This is a genomic window from Nocardia exalbida NBRC 100660, from assembly GCF_000308575.1.
In the GTDB taxonomy this organism is placed as follows: Bacteria; Actinomycetota; Actinomycetes; order Mycobacteriales; family Mycobacteriaceae; genus Nocardia; species Nocardia exalbida.
Genome location: NZ_BAFZ01000099.1, coordinates 49385 through 71526, shown reverse-complemented (window position 1 = coordinate 71526; position 22142 = coordinate 49385). Strand labels below are relative to the sequence as shown.

Sequence of the window (22142 nt, the reverse complement as noted above, 5' to 3'; positions counted from 1 at the left end):
GCACCGAGCGGGTGCTTGTCAAGATGGAGTCATGACCAGCCCATCTACCTGGGGCGGCCGGACTGTCGAGGCGCGCCGGGCAGCCCGCCGCGAACGATTGATCGACGCCGCGATCGATGTCTGGGCGGACAGCGGCTGGGCGGCGGTCAGCCTGCGTAGCGTCTGCGCCCGAGCCGGCTTGAACGATCGGTATTTTCGCGAGAGTTTCGCCGATCGGGAAGAACTGCTCGCCGCTGCCTGGGACCACGTGCGGGACGAGACGACTGCCACTCTGGTCGCCGCGATCGGTGACCGGCGCGAATCGCCGCCGCTGGAGGTGCTGCATCGCGCGGTCGAGGCGGTGGTCCTCGGCTTCGCGGAGGATCCCCGTCGCAGCCAGGTTCTCTTCGGTGATCACGCGGGCAGCGCGATACTGGAACGGCGCCGCCACGATCTGGTGCTAGTCGCCGCCGACTTGCTGGCGACGGGCCTCGAGCCCTATCTGCGTGCCGGGGTGGACAGGGAGGAGTTTCATCGCACGGCCCTGATGGCTGTCGGCGGGTTCGTGGAATTGACCAGCGCTTGGCGGGCGGGCGCCGTCGCGATAGACATCCCCGGTCTCATCGATCAGACGATCCGTCTCGGCGACATCCTCGCCGGGCACTATCTCGGGGACTACACCCGCTCGTGAGCTCGCTCCGCCATAAGCGGCGACGGTCTGCGCAGCCGGTGTAAAGGCGGGCTCATGTTTCTCGACTCGTGGCCGGATGGCGGAAGAGGGTTGTCGGGCAGAAACTTCGGAGACGTTCCCCCCGGCTGCACCGAGGAGGCGATGGCCGGTGCGGCGGGCCGAGGCCGGATTGCGGGCCAACCCTTACCATCCCGATGTGATCCGCCGCCGCCGGACGGGCGTCCAGGGGACTTACGCAGACCATCCCCGGCACCTTCCAGGCCTGTCACGTGGCCGGAACCTCCAGCAACATTCACGACCCGGTGGCCGATGTCGCCGCCGGCATGAACTATGTCATGGAACGGTACGGTGTTTCACGGGACGGCCACGACCTGCAAGCGAAGGTTCAGCAGGCAGATCCGAACCGTTCGCCGAAAGGCTACTGAGCACGGACTCCGAGAGCGGGTCCGCGTTGTGGCCCGAGTTCTGTGCTGGGCGGTTCGTCCCGCTGCCCGGCGGTGTACTCCATTCGGCCCTGTTTGCTCGTCGGGTCGAACGGATTTCGATGACGGGTTATCTTTTCCGTCTGGGCCGGGTCGATCGTCCGGTTCGGCGGTAGTGGTCGACGGCCGAGGCAGCTCTGGCGCGCTGCGTCTGGAACACTCGATCGTCGGAAAGGTTCTTTGCTGATGTTCCGTCGTTTCACGACCAACGCGCCCACGGGTGCGCCGCCGGTGGATGACCTGGTGGCCGGTGCGCTGCCGGACCGGGTGCAGATCGCGCATGAGCGGTTGGCCCACCAGGACGATCCGGCACTGCTGGAAGCATTGTCGGAGCGTGAGCTCGCCGCCTCCCGCGAGTTGGCCGAGCTCGTGCGCGACTACGAACGCCACGAGAAGCGGGCGCGTATCCAGGCGGCCGCCGATGCCGCGGAGCGCGTGCGGCGCACAGCCGCCGAGCTGGCCGAACGCGAGGCCGCCGATCTGCTGCGGGCCGCGCAGGCGATCGGTGAACAGCGCCACAGCAGCAGCCCGCACGCGAAAGTCGCTCGCCTGCACCAGCGCAAGCCGCGGGTGCTGGGGCTGCTCGCCGGCGTGGTCGCGTTCTCGATGCTGTTCTCCGCGGTCACCGTCCAGCAGAACATCGCGCCGACCGGCGGCGCGACGAATCCGATGTTCTGGCTGTCGTATGGACTGGAAGCCTTGATCAGCGCGGTACTCGTCGCGCTGATGCTGTCCACCGGGGATACCGCCGAGTGGGGGGTGATCGATCGGCTGTGGCAGGTCTACACCGTCGAAGGCGTCTTGCTGACGGCGAGTATCGCGCTGAACACGTTCCCGTACTTCCGGACGGGTGACATGGCCGGGATCGGCATCCACGCGATCGCGCCGATCATGATCGGTGTCGCGCTCGTCACCCACCGGCTCGTCGCCGAGCGATACGGACGCGCGATCGAGCAAGCGACCGCCGCCGTGCCCGATCACGAAGATCTCCAGGAACGACTGGCGGCGCTCACTCAGGTCGGCGGAGCCGGAAACCAGATCCTGCCCAGCATTCTCATGGAGCCCACGCCGACCGTTCCGCAACCCGCCGCTGCGCCACAGCCTGCCTCCGCTCCAGAGGGCACGGCTGTTGCGGGACAGCGCCCCGACGCTACGCAGCACGAACAAGGCTCTCCGGCCGCAGCGGGGCAGCCCGCCGCCGAGATCTCAGCGCCCGCTCCGGAACTCACCGAGCTGTGGCTGGCGACGACACCGTTTCCCGCGGTCGGACGGGCTCCCGTCGCGGAGGGCGGTTCGGAAGCGCCTGTCGAGGCCACTGCGGACGAAGCCGTGCTGGACGCGCGATTGGCCGCGGCGGTGCGTCAGACGCTCAACCGGATTCGATTCAGCAAGCCCGGCGAGCAACCGGTGGAGGACCCCGCCGCTGCCGCGCCCGCACCGAACGTCACGGAGACGGCCGACGAGCACGGCGTGCCAGGGGAGACCGCAGAGGCGTCGGTCGCCGATGATGTGGCGGAGGCGGTTACGGCGCGCGGGGCCGATGGGGAGCACGACTCGGAGACTGCCGAGACGCACCCCGAATCGAATGTCCGTGCGCTGGAGCCGCTCGACGCGGGCGTGGTCCAGCACTACGCACCCGGTGCGGACGACATGGATCGCCCGGCGCGGATGGAACCGGTCACCTCGGTCGTGGCGGCGAACGGATCACCGATCGCGCACGATGCCGACGACATGTCCGCCGCTACAGCGCCGCGCGCGATCAGCGAACCTCAGCTGACCACCCGATAGTCCGGCTCGTCTCTTCGGGAGCTGCGAGTAGCTTCGCCGAGTCCTGCGGATCGGTCGACGGCTGATCCCCGGATTCGAGAAAAGCCCCTCACGCAGGGGCTTTTCTGCTGTGGGAGTCCCGACTCCGATGGGCTCGACGGTTCGGGTGACGGTGGGCCGGTGCCCGAATCGGGCAGCCGAAGGGGTGCGTTCCTTCGTCGCCGGGCCGATAGCGTGCCGGTCGGCCGGCGTCCCGCGCTCGTTTCCCGGTCGACCCGATGGCGAAATGGACGTAGCGTCGAATTCGTGAAAGTTCCCGCACACCTGCCCACGACCGCGGGCGACCTGCGTTCGGCCGGCTATCTGCCGCGTGGCGTGAAGACCGAGATCCGCGAGAACCTGCTCGCGCTGCTGAGTTCCGGCGGCGACCCCTGGCCCGGCATCGTCGGGTTCGACCGGACGGTGGTGCCGCAGCTGGAACGCGCGCTGCTGGCGGGGCACGACGTCGTGCTGCTCGGCGAGCGCGGCCAGGGAAAGACCCGGCTGCTGCGTTCCCTGGTCGGCTTGCTGGACGAATGGACGCCCGTGATCGCAGGCGCCGAGCTGGGCGAACACCCGCTCGACCCGATCAGCCCGGCCGGTCGGCGGCTGGCCGCGGAACTCGGCGACGACCTGCCCGTCGCGTGGCGGCATCGCTCGGAGCGGTACGCCGAGAAGCTCGCCACGCCCGACACCTCCGTCGGCGACCTGATCGGTGACGTCGACCCGGTCAAGGTGGCCGAGGGGCGCAGTCTCGGTGATCCCGAGACGATTCACTTCGGTCTGGTCCCGCGCGCGCACCGCGGCATCGTGGCGATCAACGAGCTGCCCGACCTCGCCGAACGCATCCAGGTCGCGCTGCTGAACGTGATGGAGGAACGCGATATCCAGGTCCGCGGCTATACGCTGCGCCTGCCGCTGGACGTATTGCTCGTGGCCACCGCCAACCCGGAGGACTACACGAACCGCGGCCGCATCATCACACCGCTGAAAGACCGTTTCGGTGCGGAGATCCGCACCCACTATCCGCTCAGCGTCGAAGCCGAGGTGGCGCTGGTGCGCCAGGAGGCCGAACTGGTGGCCGAGGTGGGCGATCCGCTGATCGAGGTGCTCGCCCGGTTCGTGCGGCAGCTGCGCGAGTCGTCCGCGATCGACCAGCGCTCGGGGGTGTCCGCGCGCTTCGCCGTCGCCGCGGCCGAGACGGTGGCGGCGGCGGCGCTGCGCAGGTCGGCGGTGACGGGGGAGAGTCCCGCGGTGGCGCGGCCCGTCGACCTCGAGTCCGTTCCCGCGGTGTTGCGCGGCAAGCTGGAGTTCGAATCCGGTGAGGAGGGGCGTGAGCAGGAACATCTGACCCACCTGCTGCGCCGCTCGTTCTCCGAGACGGCGCGGGCGTTGCTGGGCGGCCTGAACCTGCGGCCACTGGCCGAGGCGGTCGGCGACGGGCATCTGGTCACCACCGGCGAACGCGTCCCCGGCGAGGAAGTCCTCTCGGCCCTGCCCGAACTGCCCGTGCTGCACGAAGTCGCCGAGCGGCTCGGCGTCGACGCGGCCGATCCGCCGCCGCGGATCGCCTCGGCCGTCGAGTTCGCGCTGGAGGCGCTGTACCTGGCCCGTCAGATCGCGAAGGACTCCGACGACGGCTCGGCGGTGTACGGCCGATGACCGCCGTCGTTCCCGGCGAGGCGTCGTGACGACCCCCGACCGCTACTCCTACGGCCCCTATCACGAGGGGCCCGATCCGTTGGCGCCCCCGCTGGACCTGCGGGAGGCGCTGGACCGGATCGGTCGCGACGTCATGGAGGGCAGTTCGCCGCGCAACGCCCTGCAAGAGCTGTTGCGGCGCGGCACCGGCACCATGCCGGGGCTGGAGGAGCTGACGCGCCGGTTGTGGCAGCGCCGCGCGGAGATCGCCAGGAGCCACCGGCTGGACGGCACCCTGCAACAGGTCAGGGAACTGCTGGAAGAGGCATTGGAAGCCGAGCGCGGCGCCCTGTTCCCCGACCCGTCCGACGACGCCAGGTTCGCCGAAGCGCAGCTGGACGCACTGCCGTCGAGCCCGGCCGCCGCCGTCACCGAGCTCGCCGAGTACCCCTGGCGGTCGGAGACCGGCCGCGACAACTATCAGAAGATCCGTGACCTGCTCGGCCGCGAGCTGCTGGAATCGCGCTTCCAGGGCATGAAACAGGCGTTGCAGAACACCACTCCGCAGGATGTGGAGCGGGTCCGGCGGATGATGGCCGACCTGAACGACCTGCTGGCCGCCCACGCCAGGGGGGAGGACACCGAGCAGCGGTTCGCCGAGTTCATGGCCGAGCACGGCGAATTCTTCCCGGAGAACCCGCGCGACACCGAGGAACTGATCGACGCGCTCGCCGCCCGCGCCGCCGCCGCGCAGCGCATGATGAACTCGATGTCCGAGCAGCAGCGCGCGGAGCTGTCCGAGCTGATCGGCCAGGCGTTCGGCGATCCGGGGATCGCCCAGCAGGTCTCCGCGCTGGACGCGCATCTGCGGGCGCTGCGTCCCGGAGAGGACTGGAACTCCGGGCGGCGGTTCCGCGGCGACGACCCGCTCGGCCTCGGCGAAGGCGCGCAAGCCCTGCAAGATCTCGCCGAACTCGACGCGCTCGCCGAGCAGCTCGGCCAGTCCTATGCCGGTGCGCGTTTGGAGGACATCGACCTGGACGCGCTGGCCCGCCACCTCGGTGCGGACGCGAGCGTGGATGCCGCCCGGCTGGCCGAACTGGAGCGCGAATTGCGCAGGCAAGGCATCTTCGAGCGGGCGCAGGACGGCTCACTGCGGCTGACGCCCAAGGCTTTGCGCCGGCTCGGCGAGGTGGCGCTGCGTGACGTCGTCGGCCGCTTGCGATCCCGTCGCGGTGAACGGGACACGGCCCTGGCGGGCGCCGCGGGTGAGCCGACCGGCGGTTCCCGGGCCTGGCGGTTCGGCGACACCGAGCCGTGGGATGTGTCTCGGACCATCCGCAATGCCGTGCTGCGGTCGGCGTCGACGGGCAAACGTGGTGTGCGGCTGGACGTTTCCGATGTCGAGATCATGGAGACCGAGCAGCGGTCCAGGGCTGCCGTCGCGCTGTGCGTGGACACGTCCTGGTCGATGGTGCAGGACGGGAGATGGGTGCCGATGAAGCGCACCGCCTTGGCGCTGCACCACTTGATCGCCACCAGGTTCCGCTCCGACGCGCTGAGCGTGATCACCTTCGGCAGGCACGCGACGACCGTGGACATCGGCGAACTGACCGCGCTGGAAGGCGTCTGGGAGCAGGGCACCAATCTGCACCACGCTCTGCTGCTCGCCGCGGGGCACCTGCGCAGGCATCCGGACGCGGTGCCGATCGTGCTGGTCGTCACCGACGGCGAGCCGACCGCTCATCTGGAGCCGGACGGCGAGACGTACTTCAATTGGCCACCCGCGCAGCGCACGCTGGCCGTGACGATGGCTCAGGTCGACGCCCTGGCCAAGCTGGGTGCGTCGGTGACGGTGTTCATGCTCGGGGAGGACCCGCGCCTGGCCGCGTTCGTCGACCTGATGGCCCGCCGCAGCGGCGGCCGCGTGGTGATGCCTGATCTGGACGGTCTCGGCGCCGCCGTGGTGAGCGATTACCTGCGCGGTAAGGCGTAAGGCGCGACCGACGCTGCGGACAGGGAGGGGGCGGCCCTACCTCACCGCCGACTGATTTCGTCCGGTGTAGCCGCCCGGTCCTTCGAGCGGGTGTATCGCCGATCTTGTAATTGCTGCGAGATGACTGCCCGCTGCGCCGGTCTCCCCGGCATGGCATGCCTCCGTGCGCGCCCCAGGGCGGCGGAGGCGTGCGGTTCCGGTGGTGCCTGCCCGTGCGTGCACAGTCGCAGGCGTGTCGCGTATGTGGCACCGGAGCAGTCGAGCGGCCGTATCGAGGATTTATTGTGGCCGGGTCGGCGTGTCGAGATCGAAAACCGACGGGTATTGAATACCAATAGGTATTGAATACCGAAAGGTATTTATTCCGCACTGCCAGGGGAAATGTTTTTTACCGGAAATTTCTCCCCAATTTGCTGTACATCGTGCGGTGCGCGTGTGTAGCGTCTGGAAACCGTAAACCCCTCACATGACAAGTGGTGGCGCGTGATCGGTATCGACGGTTGTCTGAAACGCATCATGGATATTCCCGGTGCGCGCAGTGTGACATTGGTGGACGGCGCGAGCGGTCTGGCGATCGCCGCCGACGGCAGGCACGAGGTGCTGGACGAGCACGAAGATGCCGCCGCCACAACGGATGTGGTGCGCGCGGTGCTCGCCTGCCCGGCATTGTCGAGCGGCGGCGACGGTGACGACGTCACCGAGATCATCGTCTGCGGAACCCACGGATACCATCTGCTGAACCTGGTGAACGGCGACTTCGACGGACGGCTTTTCGTGCACGTGCTGTTCGACGAGGACACCGGGAATCTCGCGATGGCGCGATATCAGCTGCGCGGAATTCTCGATGAATTGGCCGAGGACACCGATGAGTCCTGAACTCGCGGTCGAATTGCGGCGGCTGGAGAAGGAAGGACGTACGGGCGTGCTGCGCGCGGGCGACGGTGCGTTTCACCTCGCCGAGGGCGCGATCGTTTCCGCCGATTGCCGCCGCACCACGGGACTGGACCGGCTGGTTGTCGAGGCGGGCGTGGCGACCGCCGAGGACTGGCGGCGCGCGGGGGCGGGCGATCCCGGCCGTGTGCTGGGGCGGCCGCGGCTGGAAACGCTCGCCATGCTGTCGGTTTTCGATGCCGCCTACTTCTTGCTGGCCTCGCCCGCCGTCCCGGAGTTCCGTCCGGCCCCACCGCACTGGCTGGCCCCGGTCTGCCACATCACGCCGCGGGCTCTCGTGCAGGAGTGCGCGCGGCGCGGCGATCCGGAGTCCGGGCCGTGGCCCGCGGACCTGGTCGATCGGGTCCCGGTCGTGCCGGTGCGCCGGGTGCGGCGGCGCCGTCTGGTGCTCACCGGGGGGCAGGCCGAGGTGCTGGCCGCCGCGGACGCGCGGCGCAGTGTCGCGGGGATCGGCCGCGAACTGGGCCGTACCACCTATGGATGTCTGGTCGCGGTGCGGGATCTGACCGCCGCGGGGCTGATCGAGCCGCCCGCCGGCACGTCCGTCGCGGTGGCGGCCCGGCGGGTCGCACCCGAACCGGTGACCGACGAGCCCGTGGCGGTCGCAGCCCTGAGCGCCGAGCCGGGCCGGCTTCCGAGACGCCGTGGGCGGCACTCGGCGCCGGTCCCCGTCGCGGAGCGTTCGGAACCGCCGGACCGGGACCTGCTCGTCCGCCTGCAAGCGGCTTTGGAGGAGCTCGCGTGACCGCGCGGAAGAAACTGCTCGGCAATGTGATGGGAAGGTTGACCAAGGTGGCGATGTCCGGACCCGAACCGAACGCGGCGGTGCTGCTGGAGCTGAAGGCCCTGCGCGATCGCGTCCCTCGGCTGACCGGCGCGCTCGTGGCATCCAACGACGGGCTGCTCGTCGCCCACGATCTACCTGCGCAGATCGAGCCGAACGGGATGGCGGCGATGGCCGCCTCGCAGCTGTCGCTGTCGCACCGGCTGGCCACCACTGCACACGGCGGCGGGTTCAGCGAGGTGGTGGTGCACGGCACCAGCGGGCACGTGGTCATCTACGCGGCGGGCTGGACGTCGCTGACCGTCCTGGCCGCCCCCGAGGTGAACATCGGCAGGCTGCATCTGGAATCCCGTCCGGCGGCGCGGGCGATCGCCGACTTGCTGACGCCGGTGGCGACCGACGCACGAAGCGAACAGACAACGAAAACCCACTGAAAGGAACACTTATGTCCACTATGGATCTGGCCCTCAAAGACATGATGGTGATCGACGGCGCGATCGGCGCCGCCGTGGTCGACTACAACAGCGGTATGGCGCTGGGCATGCTCGGCAGTTCCAAGTCCCTGGACCTCCAGGTCGCGGGCGCGGGCAACACCGAGGTGGTGCGCGCCAAGATGCGGACCATGGACCAGCTGGGGCTCAAGGAGGACATCGAGGACATCCTCATCACGCTGTCCGGGCAGTACCACATCATCCGGCCGATGACCGGCCGCAAGTCCAAGGGCCTGTTCCTCTACCTGGCGCTGGACCGGGGCCGGGCGAATCTGGCGATGGCCAGGCACCGCCTGAAGGGCATCGAGGAGGACCTGGAGGTCTGATCGGCGCTCGATTTGACCTGAAGCGTGGTTCAGGTCCGACGCTGTTGTGTGCAACGCACGCGTCGAAGGGAACCACCATGTCCGACCACCTGATTCGGCTCGCCGTGATCGTCGGCAGCACCCGTACGGGCCGCTTCGGCCCGACCGTCGCCACCTGGTTCGCCGAACACGCCGACCGGCGCGACGACGTCACCGTCGACGTCGTCGATCTGGCCGAAACACCCCTGCCGCAACAGCTTTCCCACCATCCCGGGCCCGAGGCGGCGCGTGCGCTGGCAGCGGTGGGCCCCCGGCTGGCAGCGGCGGACGCTTTCGTCGTGGTGACGCCCGAGTACAACCACAGCTATCCGGCGTCGGTCAAGAACGCCATAGATTGGCATTACACCGAATGGCGGGCCAAGCCGGTGGGATTCGTCTCCTACGGCGGGATCTCCGGTGGCCTGCGTGCGGTCGAGCACCTCAGGCATGTGTTCGCCGAACTGCACGCGGTCACCGTGCGCGATACGGTGAGCTTTCACGATGCGGGCAGGCGGTTCGACTCCGCAGGGCAGCCGACGGATCCGGAGATGCCGGTGTCAGCCGCCGATCAACTGCTCGGCCAGCTGGTCTGGTGGGGGCGTGCGCTGCGGTCGGCGCGAGCCGAACATCCTTATACCGCTTGACGTTCGACACTTCGGTTCGCTCCGCCGGGCTGTGCTCGGTAAGTGACCGTTCGTCACGCGAGATCGGACGGGCGTGGCCACGGATTGTGCTCTTTGTCCTCGACCGACTGGTTGAAGCGTGCGATGAGCTTGCTGAGTTGATCGATGTCGGCCTCGGTCCAGTCGGCCACCACGGCACCGATGCCTTGGCGGCTCTGCACGCGGTCGGAGGCAAGTGACTCCAGCCCCTTCGGGCTGGCGCGGATCTTGCGGGCGATGCCCCCGTCGGGGTCGGGCACCCGGTCGACCAACCCTTGCCTGAGCATCGCTGCGACCTGCCGGTTGATCGTGGAAATGTCCAACCGGAACGCTTCGGCCAGCTCGCGCAGACTCAGCGGATGGTCCAGTTCCAGCCTGGTCAAGATCAGATACGCCGAGCGGTCGAGCTGGAAGCCGGGGCGCCGTAGCAGCGCGGCGGGAAAGTGCCTCGACAGTAGCGAGAGCTCGAAGGTGAGGCGGCTCAGCGCTGCGTCGTCGCCGGGACCGGAATCGGACATGCCCCACTATGTCGCGAGGATCACGCCGATACCAAATTGTGCAGCATACACACCATATGTACCGTACATACGTGACAGTAACCACCGACGCGTCTTCGACCGTCTCTGATTCCAGCGACCGGCGCCCCGCGCCGGCCTTGCTCATCGCGACGCTCGGCATGGTCGGTGTTGTCGTCTCGCTCATGCAGACACTGGTCATCCCGATCATTCCGGCGCTGCCCACGCTGCTGCACACCTCCGCGTCCAACGCCTCCTGGGTCGTCACCGCCACGCTGCTCGCGGGCGCGGTGGCGACGCCGATCAGCGGCCGTCTCGGCGACATGTTCGGCAAGCGCCGCGTCCTGTTCGCCAATCTGCTTCTGCTGGTTGCCGGTTCGGTGGTCTGCGCGTCGTTCTCCACGCTGCTGCCCGAGATCGTCGGCCGCTCGCTGCAAGGTGCGGCGGTCGGTGCCATTCCGCTGGGCATCAGCATCATGCGGGACGAATTGCCCGCCGAGCGGGTGGGTTCCGCGATGGCGATCATGAGCGCCACGCTCGGCGTCGGCGGCGCGATCGGGCTGCCGGTCGCGGCGGCCATCGCGCAGAACGCGAACTGGCACGTGCTGTTCTGGACTTCCGCCGCGCTCGGCGTCGTGTGCGCCGCCGTGGTTTTCGTGTGGGTGCCGGAGTCGCCGGTGCGCACACCCGCCCGATTCGACTTCGGCGGTGCGATCGGGTTGTCGGTGGCGCTGCTCGCGCTGCTGATCGCGATCACCAAGGGCGCGGACTGGGGTTGGGCCAGCGCCCCGATCCTGATCCTGTTCGCGGTATCTCTGGTGGTGTTCCTCGGCTGGGGCGTTTTCGAACTGCGGCAGCGTTCACCGCTGGTGGACCTGCGGGTCTCGGCGCGGCCGCGGGTGCTGTTCACCAACGCGGCCTCGATCGCCGTCGGCTTCGCGCTCTACGGCATGTCGCTGACCTTCCCGCAGCTGCTGATGGCGCCGGAGCGGACCGGATACGGCTTCGGGCTGTCCATGATCAGCGCCGGGTTGGCGCTGGCGCCGACCGGTTTCGTGATGATGCTGCTGTCGCCGGTGTCGGCGCGGCTGTCGGCGAGCCGTGGTCCCAAGGTCACTCTCGCGCTCGGATCGGCGGTGATCGCGGTCGGGTACCTGTGCGCGGTGGTGTTGATGAACAGCGTCTGGGAGATCATGCTCGCCGCGGTGATCGTCGCGGGCGGTGTCGGCCTGGCCTACGCGGCGATGCCCGCGCTGATCATGGGCGCGGTGCCGATCACCGAGACCGCGGCGGCCAACGGCCTGAACTCGCTGATGCGCTCGATCGGCACCTCGACCTCCGCCGCGGTGATGAGCGTGGTGCTGGCGCACATGACCATGCAGCTGGGCCCGCACCTGCTGCCCTCGCGCGACGGGTTCCACACCACCTTCCTCATCGCGATGGTGGCGGCGCTGGTCGCGATCGGCCTGACCGCGTTGATCCCGATGCGGAAGACCGCCGACGCGGCCACCACCATCGGGCATTCCTGACGACTGTCGTTCCGGTGGGTACCGATCCCGGGGTTCAGCGGGGTCGGTACCCGGGTTCGTGACCACGGGTCCCAGCGGGAAGCGGCTGTGCGCGAGTGGCGACTCCGGCAGTAATCGTTTCTGCGGGCTGCTAGTGGGGCACCGGTATGGCCTCCGGCTCACCTGCCGACGGCTTCGTTCGTGCTTGTGAGGAGTTCTCCCCACTCCCTTGGTGAGCGGGTGTGTTGGGTCGGCGCGTGCGCGAATCCTCGTGTGCCGTGTGCCGTGTGCCGTGTGCCGTGTGCCGTGTGCCGTGTGCCGTGTGCCGTGTGCCGTGTGCCGTGTGCCGTGTGCCGTGTGCCGTGTGCCGTGTGCCGTGTGCCGTGTGCCGCGGCAGCGCTTGTCGGTCGAGTGCCGATCAGGTTCGCATCAGGAATCGGCGACGGCCTCGGTGTACCGGCGGCCGAGGGTGCGGATGTGGGCGACCAGCTCCGGCGGCCCCTCGACGCGGAAATCCATCATCAGCATGGACAGGTAGATCGCGATGGTCTCCAGCGCGTCCGCGCCGGTGTAGAGCACACAGGTGTCCGCGTCCACGGCCTCGACCACGCCGACGGCGGGATTGATGCGGGCGATGACCGTCTCGGCGGGCGCGAGCACGGTGACCCGTGCCTGCACCTTCCATCCGGTGGTCGCGACGTGCCGCATGACGAAGGCGACCAGATCCTCATCCGGAAGCGAGCGTGCGGCGAAGCGGCGGGAAGCGCCCTCGGCGTTGCTGATCCGGGCCACCGGGATCGCGCGCCACGTGTGGTCTTCCAGGCTGTAGGCGACCAGATACCAGCGGCGCTGCCAGTTGATCAGCCGGTACGGCTCCACCTCGATAGACGCTTCGGTCCCTGCTTCGGCGATCCGGACCGTCGCGCCGTCGCGGATGGCCCCGGCCAGGGTGGTGAGCACGGCGGCGGGAACCGGCGCGTCCGGCTCGCGCGATCCGGTCGTGGCCGGGCCGATCGCCGTCGCGTCACGCAACGCGGAGACCTTGCGCTGCAAGCGTTTCGGCAGGATCTGATCCAGTTTGCCCAGTGCTTTGGTGACGTGCGCGGCGATGTCCGCGATGCCGGTGGAGCCGTCCTCGGCGAGTCCGACCGCGACGGCGACGGCCACCGCTTCGTCGTCGTCCAGCAGCAGAGGCGGCATGGTCGCGCCGCGGCCGAGCCGGTAGCCGCCGACGGCGCCGCGTTCGGCGTGCACCGGGTAGCCCAGCTCGCGCAGGCGCTGGATGTCGTGCCGCAGGGTGCGATCGGTGACGCCGAGACGCTCGGCCAGTTCGCGTCCGGTGTGGGCGCGGTCCTGGAGCAGCGCGAGCAACCGCAGCAGTCGCGGAGTGGTCGAGGCCACTTTTTCCTCCCCGGTCAATTAGGAACGAAAGTAGCCTAATGCCCGCATAGGCTTATGTCAGCACCGAAAAACGACCGAAGGGCTCCGACATGAACGACACCACCACCGCCGCCGCGACTCTGCGCCCCGTTTGGCGCGGCGTGCTCGCCGATTCCTACCGCGCACTGGAGAGCATCGTCGCCGGTGTGCGGGCGGATCAGTGGCATCTGCCGACCCCGTGCTCGGAATGGGATGTGACGCAGGTCGTCCAGCACGCCGCCGGTGACCAGCTGGCGTTCGCCGAGTCCCTCGGTATCGGCGACGGTCCGGCCTACAACCCGTTCGAGCCGTCCGGCGCGGTCGACGGTGCCCCCGCGGAGTTGGTGCGCGGGGCGATCGAGCAGACCGCCCTCGCCTGGAGCACCGTGGACGACACCACCGAGACGGTGCCGACGCCGCTGCCGCACGGCGCGCTCGCCACTCCGGTGGCCGCGGTGATGTGCGCGCTGGACGCCGCGGTCCACGCCTGGGACATCGCGATCGCGACCGGCCAGGCGTCGCCGTTGACCGATGAGCTCGCCACCCACCTGCTCGCCGCCGCCCGGGCCGGTCACCCGGCGCCCGGCAGCGGCGAGACGGCGGAGATCGTCGAACCGCTGCGCCAGTGGGGGGCCTATGCCGCGATCGTCGACGGTCCGTCCGGCGACGCCGTCGGTGATCTGCTGCGGTACCTGGGGCGCGAGCCGCGCTGAGCGTTGCGAGGCTCCGGCCGGGCCTGATGCTCACGCGCCGACTGGCAGCGTCTGCACGCTTGTTCTGCGCGCTCGTGCCCAAACGCCTTTCCAGTGGCTGGTTCTCGCTTCAACGCGCGGTGACGAACCCTTCGGCGACCATCCAGTCCCGGGCCACCTCCGCGGGTTCGCGACCGTCCACGTCGACCTGACGGTTGAGTTCGGTGATGGTCTCGTTGGTGAGGCGCTGCGAGATCGGCGTCATGATCTCGGCCACCTCCGGATGCGCGTCGGCGAAACTCTCGCGCATCACCAGCGCGGCGTTGTATTTCGGGAAGAACCCGCGATCGTCCTGTAGCAGGACCAGATTCAATGCCGGGATGCGCCCGTCGGTGGCGGCGACCGAGCCGAAACGGCACTGTCTGCCGTCTGCGGTCGCCTGGTAGACCACCGCGTCCTGCACGATCTGCTTGCGTACCTTGCCCGCGTCGATCTCGTACTTGCGGACGAGGCCGGGGAATCCGTCCTGGCGGACGTTGAATTCGGTGCCGACGCAGATGGCCGCGGCGGCCGGATCGGCGGCGGCCAGCGCGGCGTAGTCCGACAGCGTGCGCACGCCGGTCTCCTGCGCGGTCCGCGCGCTCATGACCAGCGCGTAGGTGTTGTTCATCGGCGCCATCGCGGTCCACACCATGCCGTGCTCGGCGAGGTCGGCGTCCCGCACCGCCTCGAACTGGCCGATCTCGTCGGGCACCGGCTTCTCGTTGCCGAGGTAGTTGATCCAGCCGGTGCCGGTGTATTCGTAGGCGATGTCGATCTGCCCGTGCAGCTGGGCGTCGCGCACACTATTGGAGCCCTGGATGTTGGTCAGGTCGCGGACCTCGGCGCCTGCCGCGGTCAGGGCGAACTCGATGAGATATCCGAGGATGTTCTGTTCGGTGAAGTCTTTAGAGCCCACCGTGACCGGCACACCGTCCAGTGCGGGGATCGGGCGGATGCTGCCGGGTCCCACCCGCAGCGGCACCGCGCCCCCGGATTGCAGCCCGCAGGCGGCCACCAGCGCCAACCCCAGCCCGAGAGCGAGCGCGCGCCACACCCGCGTCATTTCAGCCCCCTGGGCCCGAGGAATTCTTCGGCGAGCGCGCCGAGCCAATCCACCAGCAGGGCCAGCGCCACCGCGAGCACCGCGCCGACCACCAGGGTGACGTTGTCGCGCAATTTGTAGCCGGTGTCGATCAGAATGCCGAGCCCGCCCGCGCTCACCAGGAACGAGAGCGTCGCGGTGCCGACGGCGAGCACCAGCGAGGTGCGCAACCCGGCGAGGATGTAGGGCACCGCGAGCGGGAATTCGATGCGGCGCAACACCGTCACGGCCGACATCCCCTGACCTCGGCCCGCGTCGATGAGCGTCCGGTCGACCTGCTGGTAGCCCAGGATGGTGTTGCGCAGCACCGGAAGCAGCGAGTAGAACGCGATCGGCGCCACGCCGATCCAGAAGCCGGTGGTCCGGGTGGCCAGATAGAACAGCACGATCAGTCCGATGGCAGGAGCGGCCGCGCCGATGTTCGCGATGCCCACGAAGATCGGTGTGAGGCGCCGGAATCCCGGTCTCGTGAGCAGGGTGCCCAGCGGGACGGCCACCGCGAGCACGATCAGCACCACGGTCCCTGTGATCAGCACGTGCTGCCAGGTGACGGTCGCGACGTTGCCCGCGTTCAGGCTCGCACGCTGCGTGACGGTGAGTTCGCGGGCGAACGCCCACACCAGCACACCGGCGGTGAGCACGAGCACGAGCACGGGCTGCACGAGCAAACGGATGCGCTCGGCCCTGCGCTGCGCGGCGGGTGACGCGACGGCGGTGGTCATGGCGCCTCGTCCCGCGCTGCGCCGTCCGCTCCGTGTTCGGCGCGCAGGGCCGACAGGTGGCCGATCAGCGTGTCGATGGTGATCAGGCCGACGTACTCGCCGCGCGGTCCGGTCACCACCGCGGTCGCGTTCTGATGCGTCAGCAGGGCTTCCAGCGCGTCCTGCAGCGTCGATTTCAGCGACAACGTCTCCGGCACCGGTGATCCGAGGCCGCGCAGCGAGGCGGCGTGCGCCAGGTGCTCGGCCGAGACCCAGCGGAGCGGACGGCCCTGACCGTCCAGCACCAGCGCCCACGGCCGGTGCGGGTCCGCGAGGGCGGCGCGCAGCGTGCCGGCCGGGTCCTGCTCGGTGGCGGTGGGGCAGTCGCCGAGTTCGACGTCCCCGACCCGGGTCAAGGTGAGCTGTTTGAGCGAGGCGTCCGCGCCGACGAAGCCGGCCACCGTCTCGTCGGCGGGGTCGGCCAGGATCGCCGCGGGCGTGTCGTATTGCAGGATCCGGGACTTGTCACCGAGTACGGCGATGCGATCGCCGAGCTTGACCGCCTCGGTGAAATCGTGGGTGACGAAGACGATCGTCTTGCCGAGTTCGCCTTGCAGGCGCAGCAGCTCGTTCTGCAGCGAGCCGCGGGTGATCGGATCGACCGCGCCGAACGGCTCGTCCATCAGCAGCACGGGCGGGTCGGCCGCCAGCGCCCTGGCCACACCGACGCGCTGCTGCTGGCCGCCGGACAACCGGCGGGGATAGCGGTCGCGGAAGGTGTCCGGGTCGAGGCCGACCAGTTCCAGCATCTCGTCGACCCGTGCCGCGATGCGCCGCCGGTCCCAGCCGATCAGGCCCGGCACGGTCGCGACGTTCTTCGCGACGGTCAGATGCGGGAACAGTCCCGCCTGCTGGATCGAATAGCCGATGCCGCGGCGCAATCGGTCGGGATGGATCGTGGCCGCGTCGCGCCCATCGATCGTGATGGTGCCCGAGGTGGGTTCGATCAACCGGTTGATCATCCGCATGGTGGTGGTCTTGCCGCAGCCGGACGGTCCCACCAGGACCACGATCTCGCCGGCCGGGATGGTGAGCGAGACGTTGTCCACGGCCGGATCACGCTGTCCCGGATAGTGTTTGGTCACCGAACGCAGCACGATCTCGACGCCGGAGACGACGGATCTCGCGGAGCTGTCGTGGGTTTCGGTCTCAGTCACGGATTCCCCTCGAGGTGGTGAGCCGTCCGATCAGGACGTAGATCGCGTCGAGCACGAGTGCGAGCACGACGACGAGGAGCGTGCCGACCAGGGCCTGCGGCACCGCGTTCGGGCTGCCGAGGCGCGCGAGACCGGAGAAGATCAGGTTGCCGAGCCCGGGACCCTTGGCGTACGCGGCGAGGGCAAGAATTCCCATGATCAGTTGCGTGCTCACCCGCATTCCGGTCAGGATCGCCGGCCAGGCCAGCGGCAATTCGATCCGGGCGAGCACCCGGAGCCGGTTCATCCCGACCCCGCGGGCCGCATCGGTCACGGCCGGGTCCACCGAGGCGAGCCCGATGATGGTGTTGCGCAGAATCGGCAGCAGTGCGTACACCACGAGCGCGGTGATCGTCGGCGCGACGCCCAGGCCCAGGATCGGGATCAGCAGGCCGAGCAGCGCGAACGACGGAACGGTGAGCACCGCGCCCGCCAGCGCGGAGGCGATCGAGGAGCCGAACGGGCTGCGATAGACCAGCACCCCGATCAGCACCGAGACCACCGTGGCCAGCAGCACCGATTGCACCACGGCCGAGACGTGCAGGTAGGAGTCGACCAGCAACTGATGCCGCCGGTGCACGATGAATGTCCACAGCGTGTCCAGGGCGGTACCTCCCCATCGGCCGGCCTCCCGGGAGACTAGCGCGGTTTCGCCGGTGCCGTACGCGATTTCGGCTCGTACGGGTTGCCTCCGGCTCGGTCACCGAAAACCGGACGGATGGCGCCGGAACTGTCGCGCACCCTCGCGCGTCGAATTCCATAGGCTCGACAACAGCATCACACAAATGAACGGGGGAGCGATGGCACAGCGGCCAGAAGGGCGATCAGGGCGGTGGATCGCGCTCGCATTGGTGCTGCTCGGTGTGGTCGGCGCCGGGATCACCGGGGCCCTCTGGTGGCAGGACCGCGCCGACCGCCGAGCGGTCGTGGGTGAGCGTCTCACCGAGTTCCCCGCGCTGGACCGTTCGGCGCTGGACGCCACCCAGGCCGGAATCGTCGCGATCGCCGAGCGCGAGTTCGCCGATCCGGGCGCGGGCACGAAATACGCGGAAGGTGTCGAGGAGGCGTGGTGCGCCGATTTCGTCAGCTGGGTGCTGCGCGAGGCGGGTGTGGCACTGGCCAACCCCAATTCGGGCTCCTGGCGGATTCCGGGTGTCTACACGTTGCAGGAGTACTACGAGAGCGTCGGCCGGTTCGAACCGATCGGCTCGGGCTATCGACCGCGGACCGGTGACGTGCTGCTGTACCGGGATTCCAGTCCGTTCGGGCAGCATACGAACATCGTCCTGCGGGCCGATGGCGGCGAGGTGACCACGATCGGTGGCAACGAGTACGGCGGGATCCGGATCCACCGCTTCACGCTGGAGGACGTGACGGGAGTGGTCGGTCTCGGGCGATTGTGAAGATCACTCCCGCGGAGCGGAATCTGTCCGATATGCGGGTGAAACGGCGTGCCCGATGGTCCTACGATGGAGACGGTGGCGCCCGGCAGCGCCGCCGCCGGTCCCCGCCCTGCTTCCCCCTCATCGGCAGGACGGGGATCCCGGGCTGGCCAGCGCGTTCCGGGGCGGGACAAGATCGGTCGCGTACCGTGTCGGGTGTCCATCGAGAGGTGAGGGTTCCGGAACTACTGATGCATCCGACCGACGAATCGAGTAGTGCGCCAGCCTGGATCGACTACGCCGAGTTCGGCGAGCGTTTCGTCACGCACGCCGTGAACGCCGCTCGCATCGAATCCGCCATCTCCGGTATGACGGGCCGCGGCTTGACCATCGGCCCGGTCTCGATCGGCCCGGCCGGACTCGCGGGTTTCGTCGCCGAGGGCAAGGTCGGCGCCCCGCGCGTCCTGCACAGCGGTCCCCCGGTGACCTTCGCCGTGACCGTCCCGGTGTCGCTCACCCTCAAAGTGCTGCTCGGTGGCCGGAAACTGCGGCTGGAGGCCAGGGCCGAGATCGATCTGACGCTGCACGCCCGCACCGCCGAGCCCGTGCTCATCGTCATCGACATCCCGCCGATCACCCAGCGTGACATCAGCTTCGTCCTGCGCGCCCAAGCGGTGGAGTCGGCATGGGAATGGCTGCTCGACCCCATCGCGGGGGTGGTGCAGCGGGAGGTCGCGTCCCGGGTGAACGCCATGCTGGCCGATCCGCAGACCCGCCGGAACCTGGTGTTCGACGTCGAGGCCATGGTGGCCGGTGCACGCTCGCCGCACCGGGACCGGATCGCGTTCGACTGGATCGGTTACGGCGAGTTCGGGCATCGGTTCTTCTCCCGCATCGTGACGCGCGAACGGGTGTCCGACGTGGTCGAACGGTTGGCGGGCAGGCCGATCGAAGTCGGGCCGCTGCGGACGGGGCCGCGCGCCGGTGCCGTCGTGACCGTCCGGGGAGCGGTCCGCATGCCGCGGCTGGCTGACCGGTCGGCGGATCCGGTCGCGTTCGACCTGACGCTGCCGGTAAGCCTGGACATCACGGTGGACGTGCTGAAAGCGAATCGCTATCGCGCCGACGTCGAGGTGCCGTTGGCGCTCACCGCCCGCGCCGCCGACCCCTTGCGCGTGGTGATCGACGTGCCGCCGCCGGACCCCGCCGACATCCGGATGGAGTTCACCGCGCAAGGTGTGCGGGCGGCCGCCCTCGGTGCGCTCGCCGGGATAAAGAAACAGGTCGTCGCACAGGTGGCGGCGGTGATCCGCAGAGAACTGGCCGATCCCGCGATGCGCACCATCGACGTGGCCGCGCGGATCGACGGCGTCGCCTGACCCGATGACCTGCGGCCAGTGTGGCGAATGTGAAACGTGTTTCTCCTGGGTCTAGCGGTTCTAATGTGAATGTGGTGAAATGAGTTCACGTTCGAGGCTCCCGGCGCACGGTGATTTGGGGAAGGTGCGCCGGGCACGCTGCTCTTCCAGGTCGGGATTGCGCGAAGGAGTCGACGATGCGTTCCATTCCGGTGTCCCGGCGTGATCTGTTCGCCTACGCGGCCGCGGCGGCCGTGGTCGGCGTCACCGCGGCGGCAGCTCCCGCCGCCGCGCGGCCCTCGCTCGGCACCCTGATCGATTACGCGGGTGGCGTCCCCTCGGCCGCGGCGATCCGCGACGCCGGACATGTCGGCGTGATCCGTTACGTGTCCGACCGCAGGCCGGGCGCGGAGTGGATGGCGGGAAAACCGCTGCGATCCGCCGAAGTCGACGATCTCAAAGCGGTCGGTCTGCAGATCGTCTCGTGCTACCAGTTCGGCAAGGGCCCGACCGCGGACTGGCGCGGCGGGCTGGAGGCGGGCAAGCGGCACGCCGAGCGCGGGCTCGCGTTGCATCGCGCCGCCGGTGGTCCGGACAACGTGCCCATCTACGCGTCCATCGACGACAACCCCTCCGCGGTCGACTTCGCCACCATGATCGCGCCGTACCTGCTGGGCTGGCAGGCCGTGCTCGGTCAGGGGAACACCGGCGTCTACGCGAACGCCCCGACCATCGAGCTGGCCCGCACCGCGGGCTTGGGCGCCTGGTACTGGCAGCACAACTGGGGCACACCCAAAGGTTTCGTGCACCCGGCCGCCCACCTGCACCAGTTCGAGATCGACAAGCAGTCCATCGACGGGGTGGGGATCGATGTGAACAACGTGCTCACACCCGAGTACGGGCAGTGGTGACGCGACCGAGCGCCGCTACGTCTGGCAGTGGCTTATCGGGGTGACGCGCAGGTCGGGTTCGTCGTCCGGGACGACGCGCAGGGTAGGGCGGCTGTCCGGGGCTTCGTGGTTGCCGAGCCAGGAGAACAGCGACCACCGGGACAGGCCGGAGAACGCGGAACCGAGGCTGGCGAGCGAGAACGAGGAGATCGCCGACCCGACCGAGCCGACGGACCCGATCGACAGCACCGAACCCACGCTGCCGATGGACAGGACCGAGTAGGCCGACCCGATGGACAGGATCGACCCCTCCGAGCGGAAAGACAGGATCGAGCGATGCGAGCGTCTGCTGCGGATCGAATGTGCCGTGCGTATCGAATGATCGATGGTCGCCATACTTAGCGGTCTACCACAGTCCGGACGGCTCGTGGGGCGGCGCGGCGGATCCGTTCGAGGTTGTCGCGGGCTTCCCCGGAACGACCGCGGGCGGCGACCCCGATGGAGTCGCCGCCCGCGATCGAAAGCTCAGCCTACGGTGAAGAATCCGAGCGTCGGCAGGAACGAGCAGGTCCGCGCCTCGGCGTCACCGGACTTCGTGGTCAGCGAGCCGGAGACGACCGCGACGACGCGGCCGAAGCCCGTGTCGGCGATCGCCGACAGCGTGGCGGGGCCGTCCGGGTTGATCTTGGCCTCGTCGGTCAGCGGCAGGACGCCGGACTGACGGGTGTCCAGGTTCAGCCACTGCACCGTCATCGGCGGATTCTGCACCGGCGTCGGCGACTTGGTGCCGAGGGCGGTGAAGACGAACCCGGTCTGACCGGCGCTCGGGCCGGGCGGCGGCAGCGTGGCCGGGCCGGGGACGGCCAGGGCGGTGCCCACCGAGTCGGCGCCCGGGCCGATGCAGCCCTTGCCGATGGTCGGGTACAGGAACTGCGCGATCGCCGGGCCGTCCTGCGGCACCTCGGGACCACCGCCGCCGCTGCCGTCGAGGAAGGTGATGATCCGTTCCAGTGTCGACTTGATCTGCGGCGGCAGGTTCAAGGTGGCCAGCAGCTTGCGGGCCTGATCCAGGATGGCCGACTGCGGGCCTGCGATCCCGCCGGGGCCGGCGATATCCGCCGGGCCCGCGACGGCGCCGACGATTGCTGGGGCGAGCGCGGCCAGCGCATCCACCGGAACACCTTCGGGAACCATGGGAACGCTGTTCGTGAGCGCCGCGGGGGCGGTCGCGGGGGCCGCGATTGCTGTCGTCGGCGCGGCGAGCGTGGCGCTCGCCGCGATGGCGAGCGCGGACAATGCGATCCGCGATCCTCGGGTGCGAAGCACTGGTCTGGCCGTCCTTACCTCGGGTACATCTGGGTTCGATTGCTAAAAGCCATCGTTTCGGGGGTCACTCTAGGGACATTGCGGCTATGTGTACAGCCGCGGCGTCCGGAAGGCGCCGTGGACG

General features: G+C 69.2%; 23 protein-coding genes. 15 read left to right on the top strand and 8 right to left on the bottom strand.

Translation table 11 applies throughout. The features are described 5' to 3' along the window. Positions 1-31 precede the first annotated feature (31 nt). From ON29_RS23550 to ON29_RS23510, 10 genes are all read left to right on the top strand, one after another. Positions 32-670 carry a TetR/AcrR family transcriptional regulator gene (locus ON29_RS23550; RefSeq protein ID WP_040869550.1) on the top strand — a complete coding sequence of 213 codons (639 nt, stop codon included), beginning with the start codon at positions 32-34 and terminating at the stop codon, positions 668-670. A gap of 269 nt (positions 671-939) precedes the next feature. After that, positions 940-1095 (top strand): hypothetical protein, encoded by a 156-nt coding sequence (locus tag ON29_RS36080; protein ID WP_157172875.1) that lies wholly within the window; start codon positions 940-942, stop codon positions 1093-1095. Between the two features lie 243 nt (positions 1096-1338). Beyond that, a complete protein-coding gene (locus tag ON29_RS36575) occupies positions 1339-2940 on the top strand; it encodes a hypothetical protein (RefSeq protein ID WP_051175519.1) in 1602 nt (533 codons plus the stop codon). A 285-nt stretch (positions 2941-3225) separates the two neighbouring features. Further along, complete coding sequence (locus ON29_RS23540; protein WP_040869549.1) at positions 3226-4620, top strand: ATP-binding protein; 1395 nt, start codon at positions 3226-3228, stop codon at positions 4618-4620. A gap of 25 nt (positions 4621-4645) precedes the next feature. Continuing rightward, positions 4646-6595, top strand: a complete 1950-nt coding sequence (locus ON29_RS23535; RefSeq protein WP_040869548.1) for a vWA domain-containing protein — start codon at positions 4646-4648, stop codon at positions 6593-6595. A gap of 516 nt (positions 6596-7111) precedes the next feature. Then, positions 7112-7471 carry a hypothetical protein gene (locus tag ON29_RS23530; RefSeq protein WP_083864035.1) on the top strand — a complete coding sequence of 120 codons (360 nt, stop codon included), beginning with the start codon at positions 7112-7114 and terminating at the stop codon, positions 7469-7471. Further along, positions 7461-8291, top strand: a complete 831-nt coding sequence (locus ON29_RS23525; RefSeq protein ID WP_083864025.1) for a hypothetical protein — start codon at positions 7461-7463, stop codon at positions 8289-8291. Before ON29_RS23530 ends, ON29_RS23525 begins: the two co-directional genes overlap by 11 nt. Further along, positions 8288-8764, top strand: a complete 477-nt coding sequence (locus ON29_RS23520) for a roadblock/LC7 domain-containing protein (RefSeq protein ID WP_245549078.1) — start codon at positions 8288-8290, stop codon at positions 8762-8764. The genes ON29_RS23525 and ON29_RS23520 overlap by 4 nt, the downstream gene beginning before the upstream one ends. An 11-nt stretch (positions 8765-8775) precedes the next feature. Next, on the top strand, positions 8776-9147 hold the full coding sequence (locus ON29_RS23515; RefSeq protein ID WP_040869544.1) for a hypothetical protein: 372 nt from the start codon (positions 8776-8778) through the stop codon (positions 9145-9147). A 77-nt stretch (positions 9148-9224) separates the two neighbouring features. Next, positions 9225-9809 carry an NADPH-dependent FMN reductase gene (locus tag ON29_RS23510; protein WP_040869542.1) on the top strand — a complete coding sequence of 195 codons (585 nt, stop codon included), beginning with the start codon at positions 9225-9227 and terminating at the stop codon, positions 9807-9809. Between the two features lie 53 nt (positions 9810-9862). Here the strand turns inward: ON29_RS23510 and ON29_RS23505 are convergent, their stop codons facing one another. After that, positions 9863-10345 carry a MarR family winged helix-turn-helix transcriptional regulator gene (locus ON29_RS23505; protein WP_040869541.1) on the bottom strand — a complete coding sequence of 161 codons (483 nt, stop codon included), beginning with the start codon at positions 10343-10345 and terminating at the stop codon, positions 9863-9865. A gap of 71 nt (positions 10346-10416) precedes the next feature. Between ON29_RS23505 and ON29_RS23500 the strand changes: the two genes are divergently transcribed. After that, positions 10417-11871, top strand: a complete 1455-nt coding sequence (locus ON29_RS23500; RefSeq protein ID WP_040869703.1) for an MFS transporter — start codon at positions 10417-10419, stop codon at positions 11869-11871. A gap of 408 nt (positions 11872-12279) precedes the next feature. Here ON29_RS23500 and ON29_RS23495 read toward each other — a convergent pair whose 3' ends face one another. Next, positions 12280-13251 (bottom strand): helix-turn-helix transcriptional regulator, encoded by a 972-nt coding sequence (locus ON29_RS23495; protein WP_040869540.1) that lies wholly within the window; start codon positions 13249-13251, stop codon positions 12280-12282. An 89-nt stretch (positions 13252-13340) separates the two neighbouring features. Here ON29_RS23495 and ON29_RS23490 point away from each other — a divergent pair, with 89 nt between their 5' ends. Then, entirely contained in the window at positions 13341-13982 is a 642-nt protein-coding gene (locus ON29_RS23490) for a TIGR03086 family metal-binding protein (RefSeq protein WP_051175517.1), read from the top strand. Positions 13983-14091: 109 nt separating this feature from the next. Here the strand turns inward: ON29_RS23490 and ON29_RS23485 are convergent, their stop codons facing one another. The 4 genes from ON29_RS23485 to ON29_RS23470 are packed head-to-tail and all read right to left on the bottom strand — an operon-like array spanning position 14092 to position 17666. Then, positions 14092-15066, bottom strand: coding sequence for a glycine betaine ABC transporter substrate-binding protein (locus tag ON29_RS23485; RefSeq protein ID WP_040869539.1), 975 nt, complete (start codon positions 15064-15066; stop codon positions 14092-14094). Then, positions 15063-15827, bottom strand: coding sequence for an ABC transporter permease (locus ON29_RS23480; RefSeq protein WP_040869538.1), 765 nt, complete (start codon positions 15825-15827; stop codon positions 15063-15065). The genes ON29_RS23485 and ON29_RS23480 overlap by 4 nt, the downstream gene beginning before the upstream one ends. After that, on the bottom strand, positions 15824-17023 hold the full coding sequence (locus ON29_RS23475) for an ABC transporter ATP-binding protein (protein ID WP_051175516.1): 1200 nt from the start codon (positions 17021-17023) through the stop codon (positions 15824-15826). Before ON29_RS23475 ends, ON29_RS23480 begins: the two co-directional genes overlap by 4 nt. Beyond that, complete coding sequence (locus ON29_RS23470; RefSeq protein WP_040869536.1) at positions 17016-17666, bottom strand: ABC transporter permease; 651 nt, start codon at positions 17664-17666, stop codon at positions 17016-17018. The genes ON29_RS23475 and ON29_RS23470 overlap by 8 nt, the downstream gene beginning before the upstream one ends. A gap of 196 nt (positions 17667-17862) precedes the next feature. Between ON29_RS23470 and ON29_RS23465 the strand changes: the two genes are divergently transcribed. The 3 genes from ON29_RS23465 (at position 17863) to ON29_RS23455 (ending at position 20713) form a co-directional block, all read left to right on the top strand. After that, the gene (locus ON29_RS23465) at positions 17863-18465 is read left to right on the top strand and encodes a CHAP domain-containing protein (protein WP_051175536.1); all 603 of its coding nucleotides are present in this window, start codon (positions 17863-17865) and stop codon (positions 18463-18465) included. A 230-nt stretch (positions 18466-18695) separates the two neighbouring features. Next, positions 18696-19823 (top strand): hypothetical protein, encoded by a 1128-nt coding sequence (locus ON29_RS23460; RefSeq protein WP_040869534.1) that lies wholly within the window; start codon positions 18696-18698, stop codon positions 19821-19823. A gap of 176 nt (positions 19824-19999) precedes the next feature. Then, entirely contained in the window at positions 20000-20713 is a 714-nt protein-coding gene (locus ON29_RS23455; RefSeq protein ID WP_040869533.1) for a DUF1906 domain-containing protein, read from the top strand. Between the two features lie 15 nt (positions 20714-20728). Here the strand turns inward: ON29_RS23455 and ON29_RS23450 are convergent, their stop codons facing one another. Together ON29_RS23450 and ON29_RS23445 are read right to left on the bottom strand one after the other, a co-directional pair. After that, the gene (locus ON29_RS23450) at positions 20729-21088 is read right to left on the bottom strand and encodes a hypothetical protein (protein WP_040869532.1); all 360 of its coding nucleotides are present in this window, start codon (positions 21086-21088) and stop codon (positions 20729-20731) included. Positions 21089-21217: 129 nt separating this feature from the next. After that, positions 21218-22018, bottom strand: a complete 801-nt coding sequence (locus ON29_RS23445; RefSeq protein ID WP_040869528.1) for an Rv1157c family protein — start codon at positions 22016-22018, stop codon at positions 21218-21220. Between the last annotated feature and the right edge of the window lie 124 nt (positions 22019-22142).